This window comes from uncultured Fibrobacter sp., assembly GCF_900316465.1.
GTDB lineage: Bacteria > Fibrobacterota > Fibrobacteria > Fibrobacterales > Fibrobacteraceae > Fibrobacter.
Genome location: NZ_ONDD01000002.1, coordinates 84,323 through 104,859 on the forward strand (window position 1 = coordinate 84,323; position 20,537 = coordinate 104,859).

Here is a 20,537-nt window from a genome sequence, read left to right on the forward strand (position 1 = left end):
TTTTGCTAGAAGGTAAATCCAGCAAAAATGTTGTCGCTCAAGAACGGCAGTACACCCAGCACAATCACGGCAACCGTCAAAAGTCCAATCACACCGCGCTGACGCTTGGTCATGCGGAGCGGATTCAGGTGGTCGTCGGTCTCGTCAATCCAAGCGCTCTTGATCAGCTGCAAGTAGTAATACAGCGCGAGCACGTTGTTGAGGACAGCAAACGCCACGATGCCGTAATGTCCGGTAGAAGCTCCGCTGAAGAACAGGTGGAACTTACCGAAGAAACCAGCAAGCGGCGGAATACCTGCCAAGCTGAACATGGCAACAGCAAGAGCGATTGCAAGCATTGGCTTTTGCTTGGAAAGCCCACGCAGAGAATTGAACGTTTCTTCGCGGTGATGCCCGATAATGCCGAAGATAAAGAAGGCGAGGTAGTTCGAAACCGCATACACGAACAGGTAGTAAATGATAGCGGTCTTTGCCGTAGCTGCCGGGCCAAGGAGTGCTACCATGATGTAGCCGGCCTGGGCAATCGAACTGTAGGCCATAAAGCGGCGGAGTCTGAACTGCTTTAAAGCGCCCAGGTTACCGACAAAGAGCGTGGTACCTGCAAGCAATGCTATGAACGGGGCGACCTGTTCCTGAATCGGAGCCAACGGGCCGTAAACGAGAACCACGAGGAATGCGATGGCGGTAGCCTTCGAGGTCACCGAGAGAATGGCGGTTACCGGAGTCGGAGCGCCTTCGTAAACATCGGGTGCCCAAGTGTAGAACGGGAACAGCGTGAGCTTAAAGCCAATGCCTGCGAACAGGAACAGCACTGCGATCCACAGCAGGGGAGAGGTGCCTGCGGCGACGGCTTGCTGAATCGCTTCAAAGTGAATGGATCCGGCAAAACCGTAAAGGTAGCTGAATCCGAACAGTTCGAAGGCGGTCGCGACAGAGCCCATCAGAATGTACTTGGTCGCGGCTTCAGAACCGTATTGGTCGCGCTTGTTCCAGGCGGCAAGAGCGTACATCGGAATGGTTGCGATTTCGAGGCCCAAGAAGAACGTGAGCATGTCGCAGGCCGAAACCACCGTGAATCCGCCGAAGGTGGCGAATGCGACGGTACCGATGAATTCTGCAATCTGGTGCATAGCGGGTTTGCCGTCACCGCTGTGGTCAAAGTAGTCCTTGGCAAGCCAGATGCCGAGAATGGCCGACACCATCAACACTTCGCGCATTAAAACGCCAAAGTCGTCGATATGCCAGTTGGTAATGAAGAACCTGCCGGCGCCGCTAGCAAGCGGAATCAGATTCAGCAGAATGAAAATCAGGATGAATCCGATGTTTCCGATTCTCCAAGGAACCTTGGAACGGTCTGTACAGAATAGCCTGCTTCCAATCACGATGAACGGGAAGAGCAGAAGCAGCAAATCGGGAATGACAAAATTGGGAATGCTGAACATTATAAACCTATCTTGGTAAAGATGGGGGCAATGCTTTGATCAAGCATGTCTGCAATCCATCCGGGGAAAACGCCGATCAAAAGTAAACATGCTACAAGAACAACCACCACGAGTTTTTCGCGGAAACAAGCGTCGGTAAGTGTTTCGTACTTGGCGGGCATATTGCCGTGCAACATGCGGTTTGCCGTCTGCAGAATGTAAACGGCAGTCGTCGTAATCGAAAGGATTGCAAGCACGGTCACCACGCGTGTCAGCGTGGAATCTTGCTGGAATGCTCCGATAAAGATATTGCTTTCGGCAATGAATCCGCTGAAGCCAGGCAGGCCAAGGCCTGCAAAGCCGGCAATTACGAATCCTACGCCGAGGAACGGGAGCTTGCGCATGATACCGCCCATTTCAGTAATGTCGCGGGTATGCGTGCGTTCGTAAATCATACCGATTGTGGCGAAGAAGAGTCCCGTCAAGAATCCGTGAGAAATCATCTGGAGGGATGCTCCGCGAAGACCCACCGGAGTAAGCGCTGCAAGGCCGAGGAATATCAGGCCCAAGTGGCTAATAGAACTGTAGGCTGTAATGTACTTGAGGTCTTTGTGGCGAAGCGCAATGAAAGGACCAAGCACCACGTTAAAGATCAAGAGAGCCACCACATAGGGGAGCCAAATCTTGGCGGCTTCTGGCATCAGGAACATGGCGACGCGCAAGCATCCGTAGGCGCCCATTTTCATCATGACGCCGGCGGCAAGCATCGATACCGCTGTCGGAGCAGCCGAGTGACCATCCGGGCTCCAGAAGTGGAACGGGAACAAGGAACTCGAAACGGCAAAGCCCATGAACATGAGCGGGAATGCCCACATCTGGTAATCCATCGGGAGCGTAATCTTGGAAAGTTCTACAATGCTCCAGCTGTTGATTCCGCTTTCGAAATAGAGACCGAAAAGCGTTGCCAGAATCATCGAAGAACCAAACGCAAGTGTCAACGTCAGTTTTTTACCGCCGTAGTCCTTGCGGCCGGAACCGTAGCCTGCAATCATCAAGTACATGCAGAGTGCTTCCATTTCGTAGAATACGAAGAACAGCACCAGGTCCATGCTCATGAACACGCCGTAAACGCTTGTGGCAAGCAACTGGATGAGTGCGAAGAATACCTTCTGGTTACCCTTGATATTCCAGCTGACCAAAATGCCGGTCCAAACGATGACTGCCGTGAGGAACAAGAGGAACATGTTCAGGCCGTCGGCGCCAACAGAATAGTGGGCGTTGAGCGTGTGGATCCAAGGAATGTCCATGTAGTAATGCAATAGGAGCGGGGCTGAATCTGCACTTGCCGAATTCACGCCGAGCGTGTAGAGTCGGTAAGTCAAATAACCGACTAGCAGCAGCACCAGGGTGCCCGAGAATGCATGGATTGTCTTGAGGAGCGATTCTTTCTGTGAAGGAATCGGAGCGCAGACAAGCACTGTAAACAGCGGGATGATCCAGATTAAGTTAAAAAGCAAAGAATCCATATTCAAACCTTACCTTACAGCGGAAGCTGCCCCAAAAAACGCCACAATATAACGCCAACAATCAGGGTGCCCAGGTAGAAACTCAAATTGCCTCCCTGCGCGTAACGTACGAGGTCGCCCAACTTGTGGATAAACCAGACGCAGAACGCGAGGATACCTTCAATAATGTAGTCTTGAATAAAGCGTGCTACGCGGGCGATACCGCCAATCACGAACTGGCGAACTACGGCGTAGTACATTTCGTCGAAGTAGAACTTGTGATAAATCACTTTGTAAATCGAGCTGCGGTTGGTGGCGTCGAGGGCGCGTTCGATTTTTGCCTTCGGACTTGCATAGAAGAACCAGGCAATTAAAAGCGCAACGGCGGCAACGGCCACCGCCACATACGGAATCCATTCGGCGTGGGGGAGCATCACGAGCTGCGGCACGCGGAGCCTACCCGGCACAAAGTAGTGTTCGAAGAGTCCCTTGCCCAAGATACCGCTCAACAGGGCGGGCACGGCAAGAATCACAATCGGGAGCGTCATGAAGAAGTCTTCGTGCACATGGCCTTCGGCAACGGACTTGCAGCGCGGAGTACCATGGAAGGCGAGGAAGAACATGCGGAACATGTAGAAGGTGGTAAGACCGCTCGTGAAAATGGCCAGGCCAAATACCACGTAATGGTGGCCCTGGAAGGCGACCAAGATGATTTCGTCCTTCGAGAAGAATCCGGAGAACGGCGGAATGCCTGCAATGGCGAGTACGCAAATGAGGCTGCACCAATAGGTGAGCGGCATTTTCTTGCGGAGGCCGCCCATGGCGTCCAAATCGTTGGTATGCACCTGGTGAATCAGGCTACCTGCAATCAAGAACAGGGCGCACTTGAAGAAGGCGTGCGTAAAGATGTGGAAGGTAGATGCGGTCCAGCCGGTGGTAATGACGGCGTCGCCGATTTTGCAAGCGCCAAGCGCAAACATCATGTAACCTAGCTGCGAGAGCGTCGAGTAGGCGAGAATGCGCTTGATGTCTTTCTGCGTGCAGGCGATAACGGCTGCAAAAACCATCGTGAAGGCGCCCACCCACATAATCAGCGTGAGCGAGTTGCCACAGACGGCGAAGAACGGGAAGAGTCTTGCTACCAGGTAAACGCCCGCGACCACCATGGTGGCACTGTGGATGATGGAAGATACGGGAGTCGGACCTTCCATGGCGTTCGGAAGCCAGATATGCATCGGGAACATGGCCGACTTGCCCCAGCCACCCGTAAAGATGAGAATAGAACCGATGACGAGCGCGTCAGCCTTGCTGACTACCATCAGGCCCAAGTCAATGGTTTGATCCTTGAAAGCGCTCAAGGTAAGACCATTGAGGGCAAAGAAGTCAAAACTCTGCACCACATAGCTCACAATCACGATGCCGAGCAAGAAGAAACTGTCGGCAAAGCGGGTGAGAATGAAGGCCTGCTTCGAAGCACTTACGGCTGTGGGCTTGTGATACCAGAAACCAATGAGCAAGTAGCTGGATACACCCACGAGTTCCCAGAAAATGAACATCTGGAAAATGTTGGTGGCGGCAACGAGGCCCAGCATGCTGAAACTGAATAGAGAAAGGATCGAGAAGAATCGGCCGGCACTGCGGTCGCCCTTCATGTAGCCAATGCTGTAGATGTTCACGAGGAACGAAATCACCGTGACCACGACGAGCATCATAACCGAAAGCGGGTCAATCAAAAGTCCGATGTTTGCGGCGAAATGATCTGCAAACTTGAGGAACGGAATATTGAAAAGAACCGCTTTTTGCGGGGCAAAGGTCGAACTGAAGTAGTGAACCGCCACAATCAGGGCGGCAATCATCGCGATTCCGTTGCCGATGACGGCGAAGCCTGCGGCAGCCTTGTCCGATTTGCGACCCAGGAAGAGTCCGTTAACCGCAAATACCAAAAGCGGCATCAAGAAGATTAAATAGCTGATGGAAACGTCGTTAATCATGGAGGTCCCTCAACTGTTCTACGTCCAGACTCTTATAGCGGCGGTACATCGACACGATAATGGCAAGTGCAATTGCCATTTCGCAGGCGGTTACAGCAATCACGAAAATGCTGAACAGGGCGCCTGCGGTCGAGTCGCTCGCGCTAAAGTAGGCAAACGAAATAAAGTTAATGTTCGCTGCATTCAGCATGAGTTCAATCGAAATCAGCATGCCAATCAAGTGACGGCGGCGCATTAAGCCCCACACGCCAATGCCAAACAGCAAGAATGCGAGAATAAGGCAATTCATTAAAGTCATTCTTCGTCCTCCTTGCCTTTGCGGGCAATCGTGATGGCACAAATCAGGGTCATCAAGAGAAGGATACTCACGACTTCGAACGGAATCACGAATCCGTCTTCGCCGTAGCCGAGCAATCTAAAGGCGAAAGCCTTGAGCGAGGCGTAGCCTTCGGGGGCAGCAACTGCACCGCTCGAAAGTCCTTCGATGGGCAACAGGCACTTGACCATCACGAGTACAAAGATAATCGAGAGCGCGAATGCGGCAAAGATTCTCGGGATTTTGACCGAGAAGGCGTCTTCGCCGAGGCGGCTTGTCAAGAGAATCGTGAACACCACAAAAATCACGACGCCGCCCACATAGACCATCACCTGGGCAAGTGCGGTAAATTCCGCATGCAAGAGCAGGTAAAGGATTGCGGTGGCGACGAAAGAGAAAATCAGGAACACGGCGCTCTGCAGAATGTTCTTGACTGCAACCGTGCAAACTGCCGTCACGAGGATAATGAAGGCGACCGCGTAGAACGCGATGTCCATCCCCCCGACAGGGAAAGCGATATTCTGTGGGATAAGCCCAGCCAACAGATTCTGGATCATTAGCCTTGGCCCTCCTTTTTATTAAGAATCATTTCGAGCGTATTCGGGTCGGTCGTGGCGACTTCGAATGCCTGGCTCATGCGGATTGCGCCAAACGGGCAGGCTTCTACGCAGAGCCCGCACTGGGTGCAGCTCGCAAAGTGGTAAACGTAACGGCCGAGCACTTTCTTGCCGGCGATGTTCTTGGTCGAAAGCACGTTGATCGAAGCGTTCGGGCAAGCGCGTTCGCACATGCCGCAAGCGGTGCAGTGGTTGTTGCCGTCTGCATCTTCGATCATTTCGAGGCGACCGCGGTAACGTTCGTGCATCTTGAGCGTCTTCCTGTTTTCAGGATACTGCTCGGTCACGATGCGTCTGGGGTCAAAGAAATACTTGAGCGAAACGGAAAGGCCGCAAATCAGGCTCCAGGGGCCCGTAATGCAGCGCTTCAGGTAGCGCTTGATGTATCGGCGTGTTGAAAGTTTTTCTTGCATATTATCCTACAAAAATCATCCACACGGCGCCGGCGGCGAGGAGCACCAGGTTCACCGGCAAAAGGAATTTCCATTCAAAGTCCATGAGCTGGTCTACACGCGGGCGGACAAAAGTCCAGCGCACCATCATGTAGCACCAAATCATAAAGTAAATCTTCGCGAAGAGCCACACGACTCCGGGCACCATCTGCAGAACGCCATCGATAGCGGCAACGCCAATGCAGGGTGCATGGAATCCACCCAAGAAGCAGGTGGCGGCAAGTGCCGAGTTCGTGACCAGGGCGATGTATTCGGCCAGGTAGAACATGGCAAACGGAGTGCCGTTGTATTCGGTGTGGTAACCACCGGTCAGTTCCTGTTCTGCTTCGGCAATGTCGAAGGGAGCGCGGTTCATTTCGGCGGTACTAGAAATAAAGAAGAGAATGAAGGCGATAAAGCCGAGCACCGGAATCTTGAAGATAAACCAGTCAAGAACCGTGCCGTCCTGGGCCTGGGCGATATCCATCAGGCTTGTAGAACCCGAAATCATCACGACGAACAAAAGAATCATCGCAAAGGAGATTTCATAACTGATCATCTGGGCGCCGCTACGGAGAGCACCAAGCAAGGAATACTTGTTGTTACTGCTCCAGCCGCCAAGCAAAATGCCCAGCACGCCAAAGCCGTTCACCGCGATAATCATCGGAATGCCCATGTCGATGTCGGCGACAATCAGGTTGTGGTCGAACGGAATCAGGGCGGCGATAATGAACGGGGCAATCAGCACAATCAGCGGTGCTACATAGAACATCAACTTGTCGGCGCCGCTCGGGGAATAGACTTCCTTGAAGAGCATCTTGATCACATCGGCGATGGTCTGCAGAGTACCATGCCAACCGAGACGCATGGGGCCCAAGCGGCATTGCACGTGGGCGCAAACCTTGCGTTCCATGTAAATCAGAATCGGGGCAGAACCGATATTCACAGCGCAGACTGCGATAATGCAGAGGAGCGCGTTAATCAAGAAGGCGGCAATGCTATCGAGCGTCTGGGACTGCAGCTGTTCGGGCAAGTAAGCCGAAAGCTTCGGAACCCATTCGCGAATAAAGTCGCCTACAGGATGTGTAATAGAAGGTACAAACATATATTACCTGTCAATTTCGGGAATCACCGGGTCAAGCGTTGCCATGATGGTCACAAGGTCCGAAATCTTGTGGCCCTGCGCCATCTTGTTAAGGGCGGCAATGTGCGGGAAACTCGGCCCACGCGTGTGAATACGGTAAGGCTTCTCGCCGGTTGTGGCGGCCACCACGTAAGTGGCATACAGACCCTTTGCGGTTTCAATCTCGCTATAGTAGCGACCGACCGGAAGGCGCACCGGCTTTTCCTTGGAGCGCCAGGGGCCTTCTTTCGGGAACTTTTCGATGCACTGGTACAGAATGCGCATGGATTCGTGAATTTCGGCGATACGCACCGTGTAGCGGTCGTAGCAGTCGCCGGTGTAAGTCACGGGCACGTCAAACTGCAATTGGTCATAAATGCTGTAGGGGTTTGCCTTGCGAACGTCGAAGTCGACGCCGCTGGCGCGAAGTACCGGGCCGGAGCATCCGTAAGCGATGGCGTCTTCGGCGGAGAGAATGCCGATGCCCTTGCTTCGTTCGAGCACGATGATGTTCTTCGAAAGGAATCTTTCGTAGTCCTTCATCGCACCTTCCAAGTGCTTGAGGAAAGCCTTGACGCGGTCGATAAAGTTTTCGGGAACGTCAAAGCGGCTGCCACCCGGTCTAAAGAAGTTGGTGGTCAGGCGCGATCCGGTGACTTCTTCTAGAATGTCGTGGATCATTTCGCGTTCCTTGAAGCCGAACAGCAAGCAGGTCTGGCCGCCCAAATCGCCGCCGAAGCAGCCGAAGAACACCAGGTGGCTTGCAATACGTCCGAGCTCCGAAAGCATTACGCGGATGTATTCGCCTTTTTCGGGTACGCCAATGTTCATGCCTTTTTCAAGAGCGATGACGACACCTAGGTTGTTCTGGATGGCGGTCAAATAGTCTTGACGGTCAGACATGGCAATGTACTGCAGGTAGCTCATGGATTCGGCCTGCTTTTCCATGCCGCGGTGGATGTAGCCAAAGTGCGGCACGACTTCCACAATGTTTTCGCCGTCCATACGCAGCGCCAAGCGGAGAGCACCGTGGGTACTCGGGTGCTGCGGACCCATGTTGATAAAGAATTCTTCGGTATTGGTGTCGCGGGTAATCTTGAATCCCGGCGGGAGTCTCGTTATACTCATACGGGCCTCCTAATCATTTCGGGGTGCGTAAAGTCTTTGCGCAGCGGGTAGCCTACAAAGTCCTTGTCCAAGAAAATGCGGCGCAGGTCCGGGTGGCCTTCAAAGTTGATGCCGAACATGTCGTAGACTTCGCGTTCCTTGACTTCGGCGCCCGGGTACAAGTGACTAATCGTCGGAACAGATCCAAGCAGCGATGTCGGGCGATCTTCTTCGGGAATGTTGAAGTTTTTCTTGATTTGCACGCAGAAGAATACCTTGTGGCCCTTTTCGAGGCTGCGCAGCTGCGTCACCATGTCAAAGTGGTCGTCGTAGTCAATTGCCGTGACATCGATCAGGTAATTCATCTTGAATTCGGGATCGTTCTTCACGTATTCGACGGCAGGCAAGTAGTCTTCCACATCAATCATCACTTCGAGCGGACGGTCCGCAGGCATAGCGGCGACCACGTCTTCAATCGGGTCTTCGCTGTGCGTGTGCACGGTAATGCCGGGGAACTTTGCCTTGAGTTTCTTGTAAATGTCGAGCTGGCTCAAACCAAAGCGCTTGCAGGCGACACGTTCCACTTCGGGGAAGTCTTCCTTTTTCACGCGTACGGGCTTGAAGCTGCTCTTGTAATCCGGATTTTCTTCCTTGAACTTGGCGCGGGCTTCGGCCATTTCCTCGTCCTTGATTCGTTCGAGGGCGGCCCAGGCCTTGGCGGCTTCACGGTAGCGGTCCATGGTCGACACGTTACGCACGTCGCCTTCGTGCCAAGGATCGCGGCAGGTTTCTTTCAAAATCTTTTCGCGCAGAGTCAAAAGTCCGTGGAACAAGGCTTCGGGGCGAGGCGGGCAACCAGGGACGAATACATCGACCGGAATCAGGTTCTGCGCCCCGCGCACCACAGCGTAGTTATCGTAAATGAACGGGCCACCGCTGATGGTGCAGGCGCCCATGGCGAGCACGTACTTGGGGCCGGGCATTTGTTCCCAGAGCATCTGGAGAGCGGGCGCCATACGGCGGGTAATGGTTCCTGCGATAATGAAAAGGTCCGCCTGGCGGGGCGAAGCGCGGAACACTTCGGAGCCAAAGCGGGCGATATCGTAGCGGGCCATAGAGCTACTCATCATTTCGATGGCGCAGCAGCTGGTGCCGTAGGTGAGGGGCCAAATCGAGTTTGCTCGGGCCCAGTTTACAACGTAGTCTATCGCGTTGACGACATACTTGCCGCCCGGGATAGGATCTAAAATCTTAGGAGCTAGGTTGATAATTCCCATAGGGTTATTCCCACTTAAGGATTCCTTTCTTCCATGCGTAGGCAAGGCCCGAAACGAGGATTGCCATGAAAATCACAAGGTCAATGACAACGACTTGGGGGGGCAGTGGAGTGTTGCCTGCCATAATTTCCTTGAAGTTCGCCATGACGGGGAACAGGAAAAGGGCTTCGATGTCAAACACCAGGAACAGAAGCGCAAACAGGTAGTAACCCACCTTGAACTGGATTCGCGCGTTTCCGATGGTTTCCATACCGCATTCGTAGGGTGCCATCTTGTTCTTGGAATTCTTGGTGCGGTAACCGAGCAGTAACCCCGTAACGGTAGCAGCTGCCGCGATAAACGCGCCCAGGAAAAGGAAGATTGAAAGGATGATGTACTCTGACATTTTTTGTGTCTCTTGTCTTTCTTCTTTCGTTTAGTAAAAGTTCTGTAGCTCCTGAACCGTACCAAACAGCGTGTTTCCTATCTGGAATCGGTCTAGCACGTGTTTCAGCAAGTCCTTGAATTCATCTAGCGTCGCCGCATTCATTTCATTCAATTTTTCTTGAATGGTGTTCACGTAACCCGAGGCGACCGGTTTGGTCTTTAGGTCTTGCATTTCGCCGGCCCAGTGTTGTAGCATCTGGTCGGTTTCGATTCGGGCAATCACGTAGCGTGTGGTAGATAGTAGCTCTTGCAAAAAGTGAACCAAGAAGATTTCTTCTTGCAATATACCCCAGCGCTTGTCCTTGGAATACATGGCCTTGTTTTCGGCTTTGCCGTAAAAGATGGCGGCTTGCGCGTATTCCAGGCATGTCTTGATTAACCTTTCGTAGCGCTTGATTTCTTTGCTCAGGTTCTGGAACCAGATGGTGTCGGCCACCGGATTCTTTTCGCTCCGCTCAGCGACTTCGTTTGGGAAAATGGCTCTGAACGCGTAGTACACTTCTTCGTAGTAGCGGTTGCGCATACGGCAGTTGAAGGCACGGTTCTTAAGCGTGTAGTCGCTGTGGTGGAGCTTTGAAATCATGATTTTACCACCTGTTTTACGCCCGGAATATTCTTGATGGCGTTAATGATTGTGTCGACTTGTTCCTTACGGAAGGCCTTGAACACCAGTCGGATTCTGCCCGAGTAGTGCTGGCTTGCCGCAGTCACGCGATCGAGGAATACATTGGCTCGCTTGAGTTCCTGCAGCACGTCGAACGTAATGTTCTTGCGGTTCTCGGTGTCGATGGTGAGGTGGGTTTCGAACGAATGCTTGATATCTTCGCTCCATTCCACCGCAATGCGCTGTTCCATCGGCAGGTTCTTGAGCTGCGGACAGTCCGTATTGTGGACTTCAATACCAATCTTGGGCCTTAGAACGCCTACCACCGGATCGCCCGGAATCGGACTACAGCACTTGGCAAAATGTACCACCAAACTGGTTTCTTGCCCAATTTGCAGGGGCATTTCGTCCTTGCGTTCGGCCTTTACGTCCTTGTTGAACATCGGGAAGAACCGGAGTGCGGTTGATTCCTTTTGCGTGGTTTCGCCACCGTTCAAAAAACGCTGGATGTCCGCGAGCGGAAGTTCGCCCTGGCCAATGCGTTCATAAAAGTCGTCGATGGTGGGCGTGCCAAAGTATTTGCAAATGCTTTCTTCGGTGGGGCGCTTGTCCTTTTCGATTTTCTGGAGTCTAAGTTCGCGTACCCAGATTTCCTTACCCAGGTCCAGGGCCTGCTTCATGATGCTGTTTTTCATCCAGCGGCGCAGTTCCTGCTTGGCCTTCACTGTTTTTACCATGTCGAGCCATTCGGGGCTGGGTTCCTGATTGGGGCTCTTGAGCACCTGGATAGTGGCGCCATGTTCCACAACCGTATCGAGGTTCACCACCTCGTCGTTGATTTTGGCGCCGATGCAGTGCAGGCCGAGTTCGGTATGTACGGCAAACGCGAAGTCGAGGACAATCGACCCTTGCGGAAGTTCGATGGAGGTTCCCTTGGGCGTGAACACGGTCATGCCCGTGGGCTTCAAGTCCACCTTCAAAAAGTCAAGGTATTCCTTGGAGTCCGAAATTTCGGACTGCAACTTCACCATGTGGTTCAGCCAGGCGAGTTCTTCGCCTTCGTGCTGGGTCTCAAGCTTGTAGGCCCAGTGCGCGGCGAATCCCTTTTCGGCGGTCAGGTCCATATCCTTGGTGCGGATCTGGACTTCGACCATCTTGTTTTCGGGGCCGATCACGGTGGTGTGAATGCTCTGGTAAAGGTTCGGTTTCGGGGTCGCGATATAGTCTTTAAAGCGACTCTGCAAGGGCGTCCACAGGTTGTGGACGTAGCCCAAAGCCAGGTAGCATTCGGGAATCGTTTCTACAATAATGCGAATCGCGAAAATATCGAAGATGTCTTCGAACTGGCATCCGCGGCTAAGCATCTTGTTGTAGATACTGTAAATGTTCTTGGTACGGCCCTGGATGGTGCAGTCGAAATCTTCGAGTGCCATCTTGATCTGCAAAGGGCCAATCACTGACTGGATGTACTTTTCGCGGGATTCCTTGTTCTCGATGAGCAAGTTCACCAGCTTCTGGTATTCGTCGGGGTTTACGTACTTGAAACTTAAATCTTCGAGTTCGTTCTTGAGCTTATAAAGACCGAACCTGTGCGTGAGCGGAATGTAGATGTCGAGCGTTTCTTGCGCGATTGCCTGGCGCTTTTCGGGCTTCATGTACCGCATGGTGCGCATGTTGTGGATGCGGTCTGCGATTTTGATCATGATGACCCGAGGGTCTTTCGCCATGGCGACAATCAGCTTTCGGTAGGTTTCCGCTTTTTGGGCGGTCTTGCTCGATTCCTGGGCGGCTGTAATCTTGGTAACGGCATCCACCATGAAGGCGGTGTCATCACCAAATTTTTCGGCAATTTCTTCGAGGGAGTGGTCGGTATCTTCGACCACGTCGTGTAGCAACCCGGCAAGGACCGTCGATTGGTCCTGTTTGAGGTCGGCTAGAATCTTGGCGACTTCGTAGGGGTGTTCCGTGTAAGGCATTCCGCTTTTGCGGTACTGCCCCTCGTGAGCCTCTGCAATAAACGCTACAGCCTTCTCAAGAATCTCACGTTCCAACTTGGGATTCTTCTTTATAAGCACATCAACAATGTGCGTTTGGTTCGATGTGAGGCTCGCTTGTAACATCACTATAAATAATATCTAAAAATTTGGACTTTGATTTGTTCTTTTTTGCGAAATAAGCGAAAAATAAGGGTTTTTGCAGGTTTCGCTGTTGTTTTTTTGTACAACGCTTTGTTTGAAGAAGATATTGTATTTCGGGGTGAAAAACCTATCTTACGCCCAAGCAAAAAATACATGGCTAGGTATTGGTTTGGAGACTAAAAAACTAGCCCCTCCGACAGCAAGCTTGTCGGAAAAAGCCGCACCCAGGGGGTGCGGCTCTTGCTTTTTTTAGGTGATTGAAATCTTTTTTGCCTATGCGCCGGCGTCTTCCAAGCGTTTTACATGACAGTAGGCCAATTCCTTCGTTTTTTGTACTTTCGCTTCGCTCAAGTACCAAATGCTAGGCTCGGTCATGACCAAGTACACTTGGCCGCGACTCTCGCCTTACGCATTTGTCGTCACGCACCTGCTGCTTCTAATCTTTTTACATGGCAATAAGCCAATTCCTTCGTTTTTTCATCACGTAAATGCAGGCTGGAGCCTTCGCAATAGCGCCAGTATTTACAGGTCTTGCAGTCGCCAATCTTGGCCCAGCTGCGGTCGCGCATCACCTGGTAACGCTTCTGCCAGACTTCCCACAGGTCGTCCTTGTAAATGTTGCCCTGAATGTAGTCTCCGCGCAGGCTCGGGCAAGCCGAAATGCTGCCGTCGCAGAGTACAGAAGACACGTTCACGCCGGCACGGCAGAAGAACGGGTAGTTGCGGGCATCTTTTTCGTAGCTGCCGAGGAATCCTTCGCAGCCGTAATTCACGTTGATCACGTTCAATTTCTTGACTTCGCGAATAAAGTCGAATACCTGGCGAAATTCCTGGTTCGTAAGCTGGAATAGCGGATTATCCTTGGCACGGCCCTTCGGGAACACGGTTGCGATTCTCCAGCGCTTGACGCCTATTTTCAAGAGCATGTCGAGAATCTTCGGAAGTTCCTTAAGGTTCTGGCGGTTCACGCAGGTCATCACATCGAAGGTGAGACCTTCGGTGTGAGCGGCCATGTCAATGGCCCGCAACGCTCGCTCAAAGCTATGCGGGTCGCCGCGAAAATGGTTGTGGCTCTCTTGCAGGCCGTCGAGGCTGATCGTGAGCGAGCGTAGACCTGCGTTCAGCAGGCGCGTGTAACGGTCGGGCGTCATCGCAAGCGCGTTAGAAACCATGCCCCAGGGGTAGCCGCGCTTCTTGATTTCCATACCGCATTCTTCGAGGTCCGGGCGCATCAGGGGTTCGCCGCCGGTAATCACCACGATAAAGTGCTTCGGGTCAATGTGCGGGGCCAATTTGTCCAGCACGTTCATAAAGTCTTCGCGGGGCATGTCCGGGATAGCGTCCTTGACGCAGTCGCTACCGCAGTGCAGACAGTGCAGGTTGCAGCGCAGGGTACATTCCCAGAAAAAGTAAGTAAGCGGGTGTGCCTTGATTTCGTTGTGACGGTAAAGGCGGTAAGCTTCAAGAGCGAGTTTCTTTTTAAGAGAGAGTTTCATAAATTCTAATAACGTTCTTTGGAGTGATATTTCTTGTTGAATTCGTTTCTGGTGTAGGTGACGCTTTCACCCTGTTTGTCAATGCATTTGATATCTGTTTCGCCATCGTTTCTAGTGCAAGTAACACCATCTTTGCATCGATACATGTTGGTGCATGTTGAGGTTACTCCGTATACAGGGCACATGGCTTCAAGATCACAAACCGTCAGATTGGTGTTGGGGTTTGATGTTGCCAGGCATTGGTTGATTTGATCTTCGATATCCTTTAGCTTGTCTTCATAAATCTTTTGACATTCTTTGTCCAGGGCGGGTTTGTTCTTTTCCCATTCCTCTTTCATCGTCAGGTAATCGAGATATTCCTGCGTCGGACGCGTGATTCCGTCGCTGCAAACTTCATTTGTGTGAATTTGGATCGGAGCGCCATATAGTGCGACAAACGAGTCAAGTTCTTGCTGCAAATCGGCGATGCACTGTGGAACCGAATTCAATGTATTTACAATGCTGTCGATTTTGCGACTGCTTTCGTACTTAGCTTTTTCTTCAGCGTCCATTTTAGCGACATCGGCTGAATAGGAGGGCGGGTAATACGCTATGACCGAATCACCGGGCACGCAAGTGTCTTCGCCTGAACTGGAGTTTGCCGCTACGGAGGAACTGGAACTGTTGCGGAACTTGGCGGCGTATTCGTCCCAAGTATAGAGCATCTGACCTTCTTGCAGCAGTTTTCCGTCTTCTTTATTTACAAGGGGGTTCTCGACGGGATCGTGTACTATACGGGTCTTGCCGTCGGAACAGTCGTATTTCAGGTTGATTTCAGGCCTTACGCAAGAAGGTGTCCCATAGAGAGGGACTCCGTAGAGGGGGGCAAACTCATCGTCGTTAGCAGCCCCTTTTTTTGAATAGTTGTCATAGAGAAGGCAATTGCCCGGGAATACCCTTTCGTCGGTGTATTTGCAGGTGATGTTTGTGTCGCTAGCGAGCTTGTAACGGTCCGTTGCCTCCTCGCTGGAACTGGATTCTTCGGATAATTCACTGCTGGAGCTGGATTCTCCGAATACGGGCTCATCTCCGTAAACCGGAGGGTTGAAGAATTCGCTGCTGGACGAATCTCCATTCTCGGTTCCGTTTGTCTCGCTAGAACTAGATTCTTCGTTGTTCGAATTGCTGCTTTCGGGTTCGTCGTAGCAACCGTCCGGAGGGCATCCGTAAAGCGGAGTGTCCTCGGTTGTTTCGCTACAGCTGGCCCAGAAGAATGCGGTCAGCGTGAGAGCAATTTTTTTCCAGTGATTGTAAAACATACTTTATTCCCCCTTAATAGATGTTGTATCCACCTTAATAAAGATTTCACCATCTAGCTTTGCGGGGCAATCGATAATGGGGTGGCAACCTGCAAGTGAATCTTGTTCAATCGGCTTGAAGGGGTTGCGTTCAATGCAGATATCCTGGTCGCTGGTGCAGTTGGGTGCTTTTTCGCTACCAGCCTTCGGGGCAAAAACCTGGACTCCTTCGGGGAGCTCAACGCCCTCGAAACCGGCATCAGACGGATCTCGAAGGTATTTGTTGCCGTCGATACAGTCAATAATCTTGAACACCCTGCCTTCGACATTTTGCACAGAATCGTTAAAACAGAGTGTTTGGTCAGTGTATATAGTGTCTCTATCGTCAGGATCGTACGGAACGCCATAGTCGAGAGCCATCTCAATGAACTCGCTGCTGGAACTTTCTTCTGCCGAACTGGAAGAGAATGTAATAACACTGGGATCATTCTCTATGGGTTCTATTATCCCATAAAGACTGGGGTTTGCCTGAATTGAGGAAATGTCTTCACTGGAGCCATCGCCTCCACAGCTGGCCCAGAAAAAACTGGCCAGAGCAAGAGCGATCTTTTTCCAGTGCTTGTAAAACATGGCTGATTCCCTGACGGTCGACTAACGACTTCTATTCCTTTTCGTCGTTGCAAGTGCCGTCAAATACGCAGGGAGGTCCATAAAGGACTGGCTGCATATCCTTAAACGAGGTGTCCTGTGCCGGATCGTCGACAATGGTCATCTTTTCGTAGCGAGCATGGAATTCGGCTTCGCTGTAAACCTTGCCGTCGCATTCGTAGGTGTTTTCGGAAATCTGCACCACGCCGTAATCAGGGCAGATGTCGTTGCTGCAGGGGAGTCCACCCCAACGCTCTTCGGTTTTTTGCGTACAGGTGGCGCCGTCAGCGCATGTCATCGTGGATTCGCCCTTTACCTGGGTGCAAATGTATTTGTCCATGACAACGCCGTATAAAGGTTGGGCTTCGACTAGTGTGTCGCCGCTGCTGCTGGAATTCAAAATGGGATCGTCCGGAACTCCATAAGCGGGCATAATCTGTTCGAAGCTGCTGGAACTAGCTTCGGTCGCTTCGCTAGAACTGGATGTCGTTTCGTTTCCGGTTGCTATGCTGGAACTAGATTCGGGTGTCGCGACGCTACTGGAACTGGGTTCTTCAGCGCCATTTGCAGAGGTGGTATCGCTGTCACAACTGGCCCAGAAAAAACCGGCCAGGGCAAGCGCAATCTTTTTCCAATGTTTGTAGAACATACTGTTCTCCCTTCTTAATATCTCTCGATAACGAATATATATAAATGATTATTACCCTGCAATGTAGGGGCAAAATAGTGTGATAACAGGGGCTGTTTTTTGCCTTTTTGGGCTGATGATTTCAATTTTTTTACGAAAAAATGTCGCGAACCCCTTGCCAATGGAAATTTTGTTAGGTATTTTTGGGCCATGATGATTTACGCAACAAGTGCAACCCTTAACCGTCGTTGGTGGCGCGGACTCTGACATAGAGCCCGGTATTTGTCGCAAATCACCCAAGATTTTAAAGCAAAGGCTTCCGGACTCACGGAGGCCTTTCTCTTTTACCAAAATCGTTGAAATCCTCCGGGACCTAAGCCTTTGCAGAACCTGAAACGAAAAGGCTAATGAATTTTTAAACCAGAGGATCAAAATGACAACGAACATAAGGCACATCACTGAAAGCCCTAACTTCGAACCCCGTACCGACAGTATCTACGTGGCACTGCCCGGTGAACGTTACACCCCGTTTTCGCTCGGCAAGAAGCTCGGTGCGAAGGCTATTTTCGAATCCGCAAGCTTCTCCCACGGTCGTAGCCGCTATTCGACTCTGATGGTGGACGAAGGCTTCCGTCTGCGCCAGAACGACAAAGACGTAAGCATCGTTGTCGACGGCAAGGAAAGCGTGTTCCTCAAGGAAGGCGAGGGCGACATTCTCGACGCTCTTACACTGATTTCTGCCGAAAATACGGTGCCGCCCAACCAGATCCCGATTCCCTCTTCGGGCGTGGGCTACCTCGGTTACGAATTCTGCGCCCGTTGCGATACCATTCGCCTTGCCCCGCAGGTCGATGAACTCAACATTCCCGAAGCCGAATTCTTGGTCGGTCACATCTACATCGTGTTTGACCACTTTACCGAAAAACTTCACCTGTTCGCCCTGAACTACGAAGAACACCAGATTGATTTGAAGGCTGCGATTGAAAAGGTGAAGGCCCGCCTCGCAGACCTGGACTTCAGCTACCTCGCTCCGGAAAAGCAGTACGGCAAGGGCATCACGATGACTGACCTGGAACAGTCCCGCAAGGAATACACCGAAAAGGTCGAAGCTCTGCAGAAGCATATCATCGCCGGTAACATCGTGCAGGCAGTGCCTTCTCGCCGCATCCAGTTTGCAAGCGATATCGAAGCTCTCGACATTTACCGTCGCCTTCGCACGGTGAACCCGTCTCCGTACATGTTCTTCCTCGATTACGGAACGCATCAGTTTATCGGTGCATCGCCGGAAAGCCTCGTGCGCGTGCGTGACGGCATCGCCACCATCCACCCGATTGCAGGCACTCGCCGCCGCGGTAAGGACGACGTGGAAGACGAAGCCCTGATGAAGAACTTGAAGGGCGACCCGAAGGAACGTGCCGAACACTTGATGCTCGTGGACTTGGCCCGTAACGACCTTGGCCGCGTTTGCGAAGCCGGTACGGTGGAAACCACCAAGTACATGGAATGCGAAAAGTTCAGCCACGTGATTCACCTGGTCTCTGACGTGCAGGGCCGTGTGGCAAAGAACAAGAAGGCCATCGAAGTGCTTCGCTCCAGCTTCCCGGCTGGTACGGTGAGCGGCGCTCCGAAAATCAGCGCTATCGAAATCCTTTCTGGCCTCGAAAAGGTTAAGCGTCGTTTCTACGCCGGTGCAGTGGGCTACATGGAATCCGACGGTGACTTGGATTTCTGCATCGCCATCCGTTGCTGCTTAAAGCAGGGTAAGACCATCAGCCTGCAGGCCGGTGGTGGCATTGTCGCGGCCTCGAATGCCGACCGCGAATTTGAAGAAACGAATGAAAAATTGGGTGCCATCCGCGCCGTGCTCGAAGGAGAAAACTAAGATGATCGTCATTATTGATAACTACGACTCTTTTACTTACAACGTTTACCAGGCGTTGGCCAAGATTACTACTGAAGAAATCCGCGTGCTCCGTAGCCGCGAATGCACCATTGCAGACATTGAAAAGCTGAATCCGAGCCGCCTCATCGTGAGCCCGGGCCCGGGCCGCCCCGAAGATGCAGGCGTCTCTGTGGAAGCCATCAAGCATTTTGCTGGCAAGCTCCCGATTCTCGGCGTGTGCCTCGGCCACCAGGCTATCGGTTACGCCTTTGGCGCCAAGATTGTGCAGGCCAAGTTCATCAAGCACGGCATCGCCGAAGAAATCGACCTCGACGGCAAGGGTCTCTTCCGCACCATTGGCAAGAAGAACATCTTCACGCGTTACCACAGCCTCGTCATTGACGAATCGACGCTCTCTTCTGACTTCGAAGTGACCGCCCGCGCTACCGACGGTGACATCATGGGTATTCGCCACAAGACGCTCCCGATTGAAGGCGTGCAGTTCCACCCGGAATCCATCGCCAGCGGCCGTGCCGACGAATTCTTCAAGGCATTCCTCAACTACCGTCGTGAACCGCTCGACATCCGCGGAATCTTGAACACGCTTACCGCAGGCAAGGACCTGAGCCGCGAAACCGCCGAAATGTTCATGGAAGACCTGACCGACGGTATCATGGACGAACGCCAGATGGCCGCAATCCTTACCGCACTTTCTAGCAAGGGCCCCGTGACCGAAGAAATCGCAGGTTGCGCCAAGGTTTTGAGCAGCAAGAAACGCAACTTCCCGTACAGCGGCGACGAACTCACCGATATCGTGGGTACCGGTGGCGACGGCAAGGGTAGCTTCAACGTGAGCTCGCTCTCCGGTCTTATCGCTGCAAGCTGTGGCGCCAAGATTGCCAAGCACGGCAACCGCGCTGTTTCCAGCAAGTCCGGTGCCGCAGACTTCTATACCGCAGCCGGCTTCAAGCTGGACATGACTCCGGAAAAAGCCGCCAGCGTCATCGACAAGACGAACTTCGTGTTCCTCATGGCTCCGGTCTACCACAGCGCCATGCGCTTTGCTGGCCCGGTTCGCGGTGCCCTCGGCGTCAAAACCATCATGAACCTGCTCGGCCCCCTCACGAACCCGGCCGAAGCCAAGTACCTCATGCTCGGCGTTTACAGCAAGTCGATTCTGGAACCGTTTACCAAGGCTGCTAAGTCCCTTGGTGCCAAGCGCGTGATGGTCGCCATCTCCGACGACGGCTACGACGAAATCTCTCCGTGCGTCCCGACGACCATTGCCGAAATCCTCGAAGACGGTGAATATCGCGAATACCGCATCGACCCGAAGGACTTCGGCGTCCCGGCCGTGGACCCCGAAGATCTCGCCGGCGGTACGGGCGTGGATAACTTCAACCTCGCTCTCGACGTGCTGAACGGCAAGGGCCGCCCGGGCATCAAGTATGCCTGCGCCCTGAACGCTGGAGCCGCCCTCTACATCAGCAATAAGGCTGCCAGCATCAAGGAAGGCTTCGACAAGGCCATGAAGGCTATGGAAGACGGCTCCGTTCTCAAGAAGATCGAAGAAGTGAAGGCCGCCACCAACGCATAATGAAATTAAGGCTGGCAAAGGGTTTTATAACCCCTTGCCAGTCTAATAGTTTT

18 protein-coding genes are annotated in these 20,537 nt (G+C 52.5%); 2 read left to right on the forward strand and 16 right to left on the reverse strand.

Annotation, left to right across the window (positions count from 1 at the left end):
* Positions 1–5: 5 nt before the first annotated feature.
* The 16 genes from QZN53_RS01240 to QZN53_RS01315 form a co-directional block, all read right to left on the reverse strand.
* A complete protein-coding gene (locus QZN53_RS01240; RefSeq protein ID WP_163436902.1) occupies positions 6–1,442 on the reverse strand; it encodes an NADH-quinone oxidoreductase subunit N in 1,437 nt (478 codons plus the stop codon).
* The gene (locus QZN53_RS01245; RefSeq protein ID WP_163436904.1) at positions 1,442–2,947 is read right to left on the reverse strand and encodes a NuoM family protein; all 1,506 of its coding nucleotides are present in this window, start codon (positions 2,945–2,947) and stop codon (positions 1,442–1,444) included. The genes QZN53_RS01240 and QZN53_RS01245 overlap by 1 nt, the downstream gene beginning before the upstream one ends.
* Positions 2,948–2,961: 14 nt before the next feature.
* Positions 2,962–4,917, reverse strand: a complete 1,956-nt coding sequence (gene nuoL, locus QZN53_RS01250; RefSeq protein ID WP_163436906.1) for an NADH-quinone oxidoreductase subunit L — start codon at positions 4,915–4,917, stop codon at positions 2,962–2,964.
* On the reverse strand, positions 4,910–5,215 hold the full coding sequence (gene nuoK / locus QZN53_RS01255) for an NADH-quinone oxidoreductase subunit NuoK (RefSeq protein WP_072978262.1): 306 nt from the start codon (positions 5,213–5,215) through the stop codon (positions 4,910–4,912). Before nuoK ends, nuoL begins: the two co-directional genes overlap by 8 nt.
* Positions 5,212–5,790 carry an NADH-quinone oxidoreductase subunit J gene (locus tag QZN53_RS01260; protein WP_163436908.1) on the reverse strand — a complete coding sequence of 193 codons (579 nt, stop codon included), beginning with the start codon at positions 5,788–5,790 and terminating at the stop codon, positions 5,212–5,214. The genes nuoK and QZN53_RS01260 overlap by 4 nt, the downstream gene beginning before the upstream one ends.
* A complete protein-coding gene (locus QZN53_RS01265; protein WP_163436910.1) occupies positions 5,790–6,263 on the reverse strand; it encodes a 4Fe-4S binding protein in 474 nt (157 codons plus the stop codon). Before QZN53_RS01265 ends, QZN53_RS01260 begins: the two co-directional genes overlap by 1 nt.
* A gap of 1 nt (position 6,264) precedes the next feature.
* Positions 6,265–7,386: a complex I subunit 1 family protein gene (locus tag QZN53_RS01270; protein WP_163436912.1), complete on the reverse strand. Its 1,122-nt coding sequence runs from the start codon at positions 7,384–7,386 to the stop codon at positions 6,265–6,267.
* A 3-nt stretch (positions 7,387–7,389) separates the two neighbouring features.
* Positions 7,390–8,532: an NADH-quinone oxidoreductase subunit D gene (locus tag QZN53_RS01275; protein WP_163436914.1), complete on the reverse strand. Its 1,143-nt coding sequence runs from the start codon at positions 8,530–8,532 to the stop codon at positions 7,390–7,392.
* On the reverse strand, positions 8,529–9,788 hold the full coding sequence (gene nuoB / locus QZN53_RS01280) for an NADH-quinone oxidoreductase subunit NuoB (RefSeq protein WP_163436916.1): 1,260 nt from the start codon (positions 9,786–9,788) through the stop codon (positions 8,529–8,531). The genes QZN53_RS01275 and nuoB overlap by 4 nt, the downstream gene beginning before the upstream one ends.
* A 4-nt stretch (positions 9,789–9,792) precedes the next feature.
* On the reverse strand, positions 9,793–10,173 hold the full coding sequence (locus QZN53_RS01285; RefSeq protein ID WP_163436918.1) for an NADH-quinone oxidoreductase subunit A: 381 nt from the start codon (positions 10,171–10,173) through the stop codon (positions 9,793–9,795).
* Positions 10,174–10,203: 30 nt separating this feature from the next.
* Complete coding sequence (locus QZN53_RS01290) at positions 10,204–10,797, reverse strand: hypothetical protein (protein ID WP_163436920.1); 594 nt, start codon at positions 10,795–10,797, stop codon at positions 10,204–10,206.
* Positions 10,794–12,938: a bifunctional (p)ppGpp synthetase/guanosine-3',5'-bis(diphosphate) 3'-pyrophosphohydrolase gene (locus QZN53_RS01295; protein WP_163436989.1), complete on the reverse strand. Its 2,145-nt coding sequence runs from the start codon at positions 12,936–12,938 to the stop codon at positions 10,794–10,796. The genes QZN53_RS01290 and QZN53_RS01295 overlap by 4 nt, the downstream gene beginning before the upstream one ends.
* 437 nt (positions 12,939–13,375) lie before the next feature.
* Positions 13,376–14,452, reverse strand: coding sequence for a TIGR04133 family radical SAM/SPASM protein (locus tag QZN53_RS01300; RefSeq protein WP_163436922.1), 1,077 nt, complete (start codon positions 14,450–14,452; stop codon positions 13,376–13,378).
* A 5-nt stretch (positions 14,453–14,457) separates the two neighbouring features.
* Positions 14,458–15,750 (reverse strand): hypothetical protein, encoded by a 1,293-nt coding sequence (locus QZN53_RS01305; protein ID WP_205428105.1) that lies wholly within the window; start codon positions 15,748–15,750, stop codon positions 14,458–14,460.
* A 3-nt stretch (positions 15,751–15,753) separates the two neighbouring features.
* The gene (locus QZN53_RS01310; protein WP_163436923.1) at positions 15,754–16,359 is read right to left on the reverse strand and encodes a hypothetical protein; all 606 of its coding nucleotides are present in this window, start codon (positions 16,357–16,359) and stop codon (positions 15,754–15,756) included.
* 31 nt (positions 16,360–16,390) lie between these two features.
* A complete protein-coding gene (locus QZN53_RS01315; protein ID WP_163436925.1) occupies positions 16,391–17,026 on the reverse strand; it encodes a hypothetical protein in 636 nt (211 codons plus the stop codon).
* 412 nt (positions 17,027–17,438) lie between these two features.
* Between QZN53_RS01315 and QZN53_RS01320 the strand changes: the two genes are divergently transcribed.
* Together QZN53_RS01320 and QZN53_RS01325 are read left to right on the forward strand one after the other, a co-directional pair.
* Positions 17,439–18,887 (forward strand): anthranilate synthase component I family protein, encoded by a 1,449-nt coding sequence (locus QZN53_RS01320; RefSeq protein ID WP_072798624.1) that lies wholly within the window; start codon positions 17,439–17,441, stop codon positions 18,885–18,887.
* Position 18,888: 1 nt separating this feature from the next.
* Positions 18,889–20,484, forward strand: a complete 1,596-nt coding sequence (locus tag QZN53_RS01325; protein WP_163436927.1) for a bifunctional anthranilate synthase component II/anthranilate phosphoribosyltransferase — start codon at positions 18,889–18,891, stop codon at positions 20,482–20,484.
* Positions 20,485–20,537 lie beyond the last annotated feature (53 nt).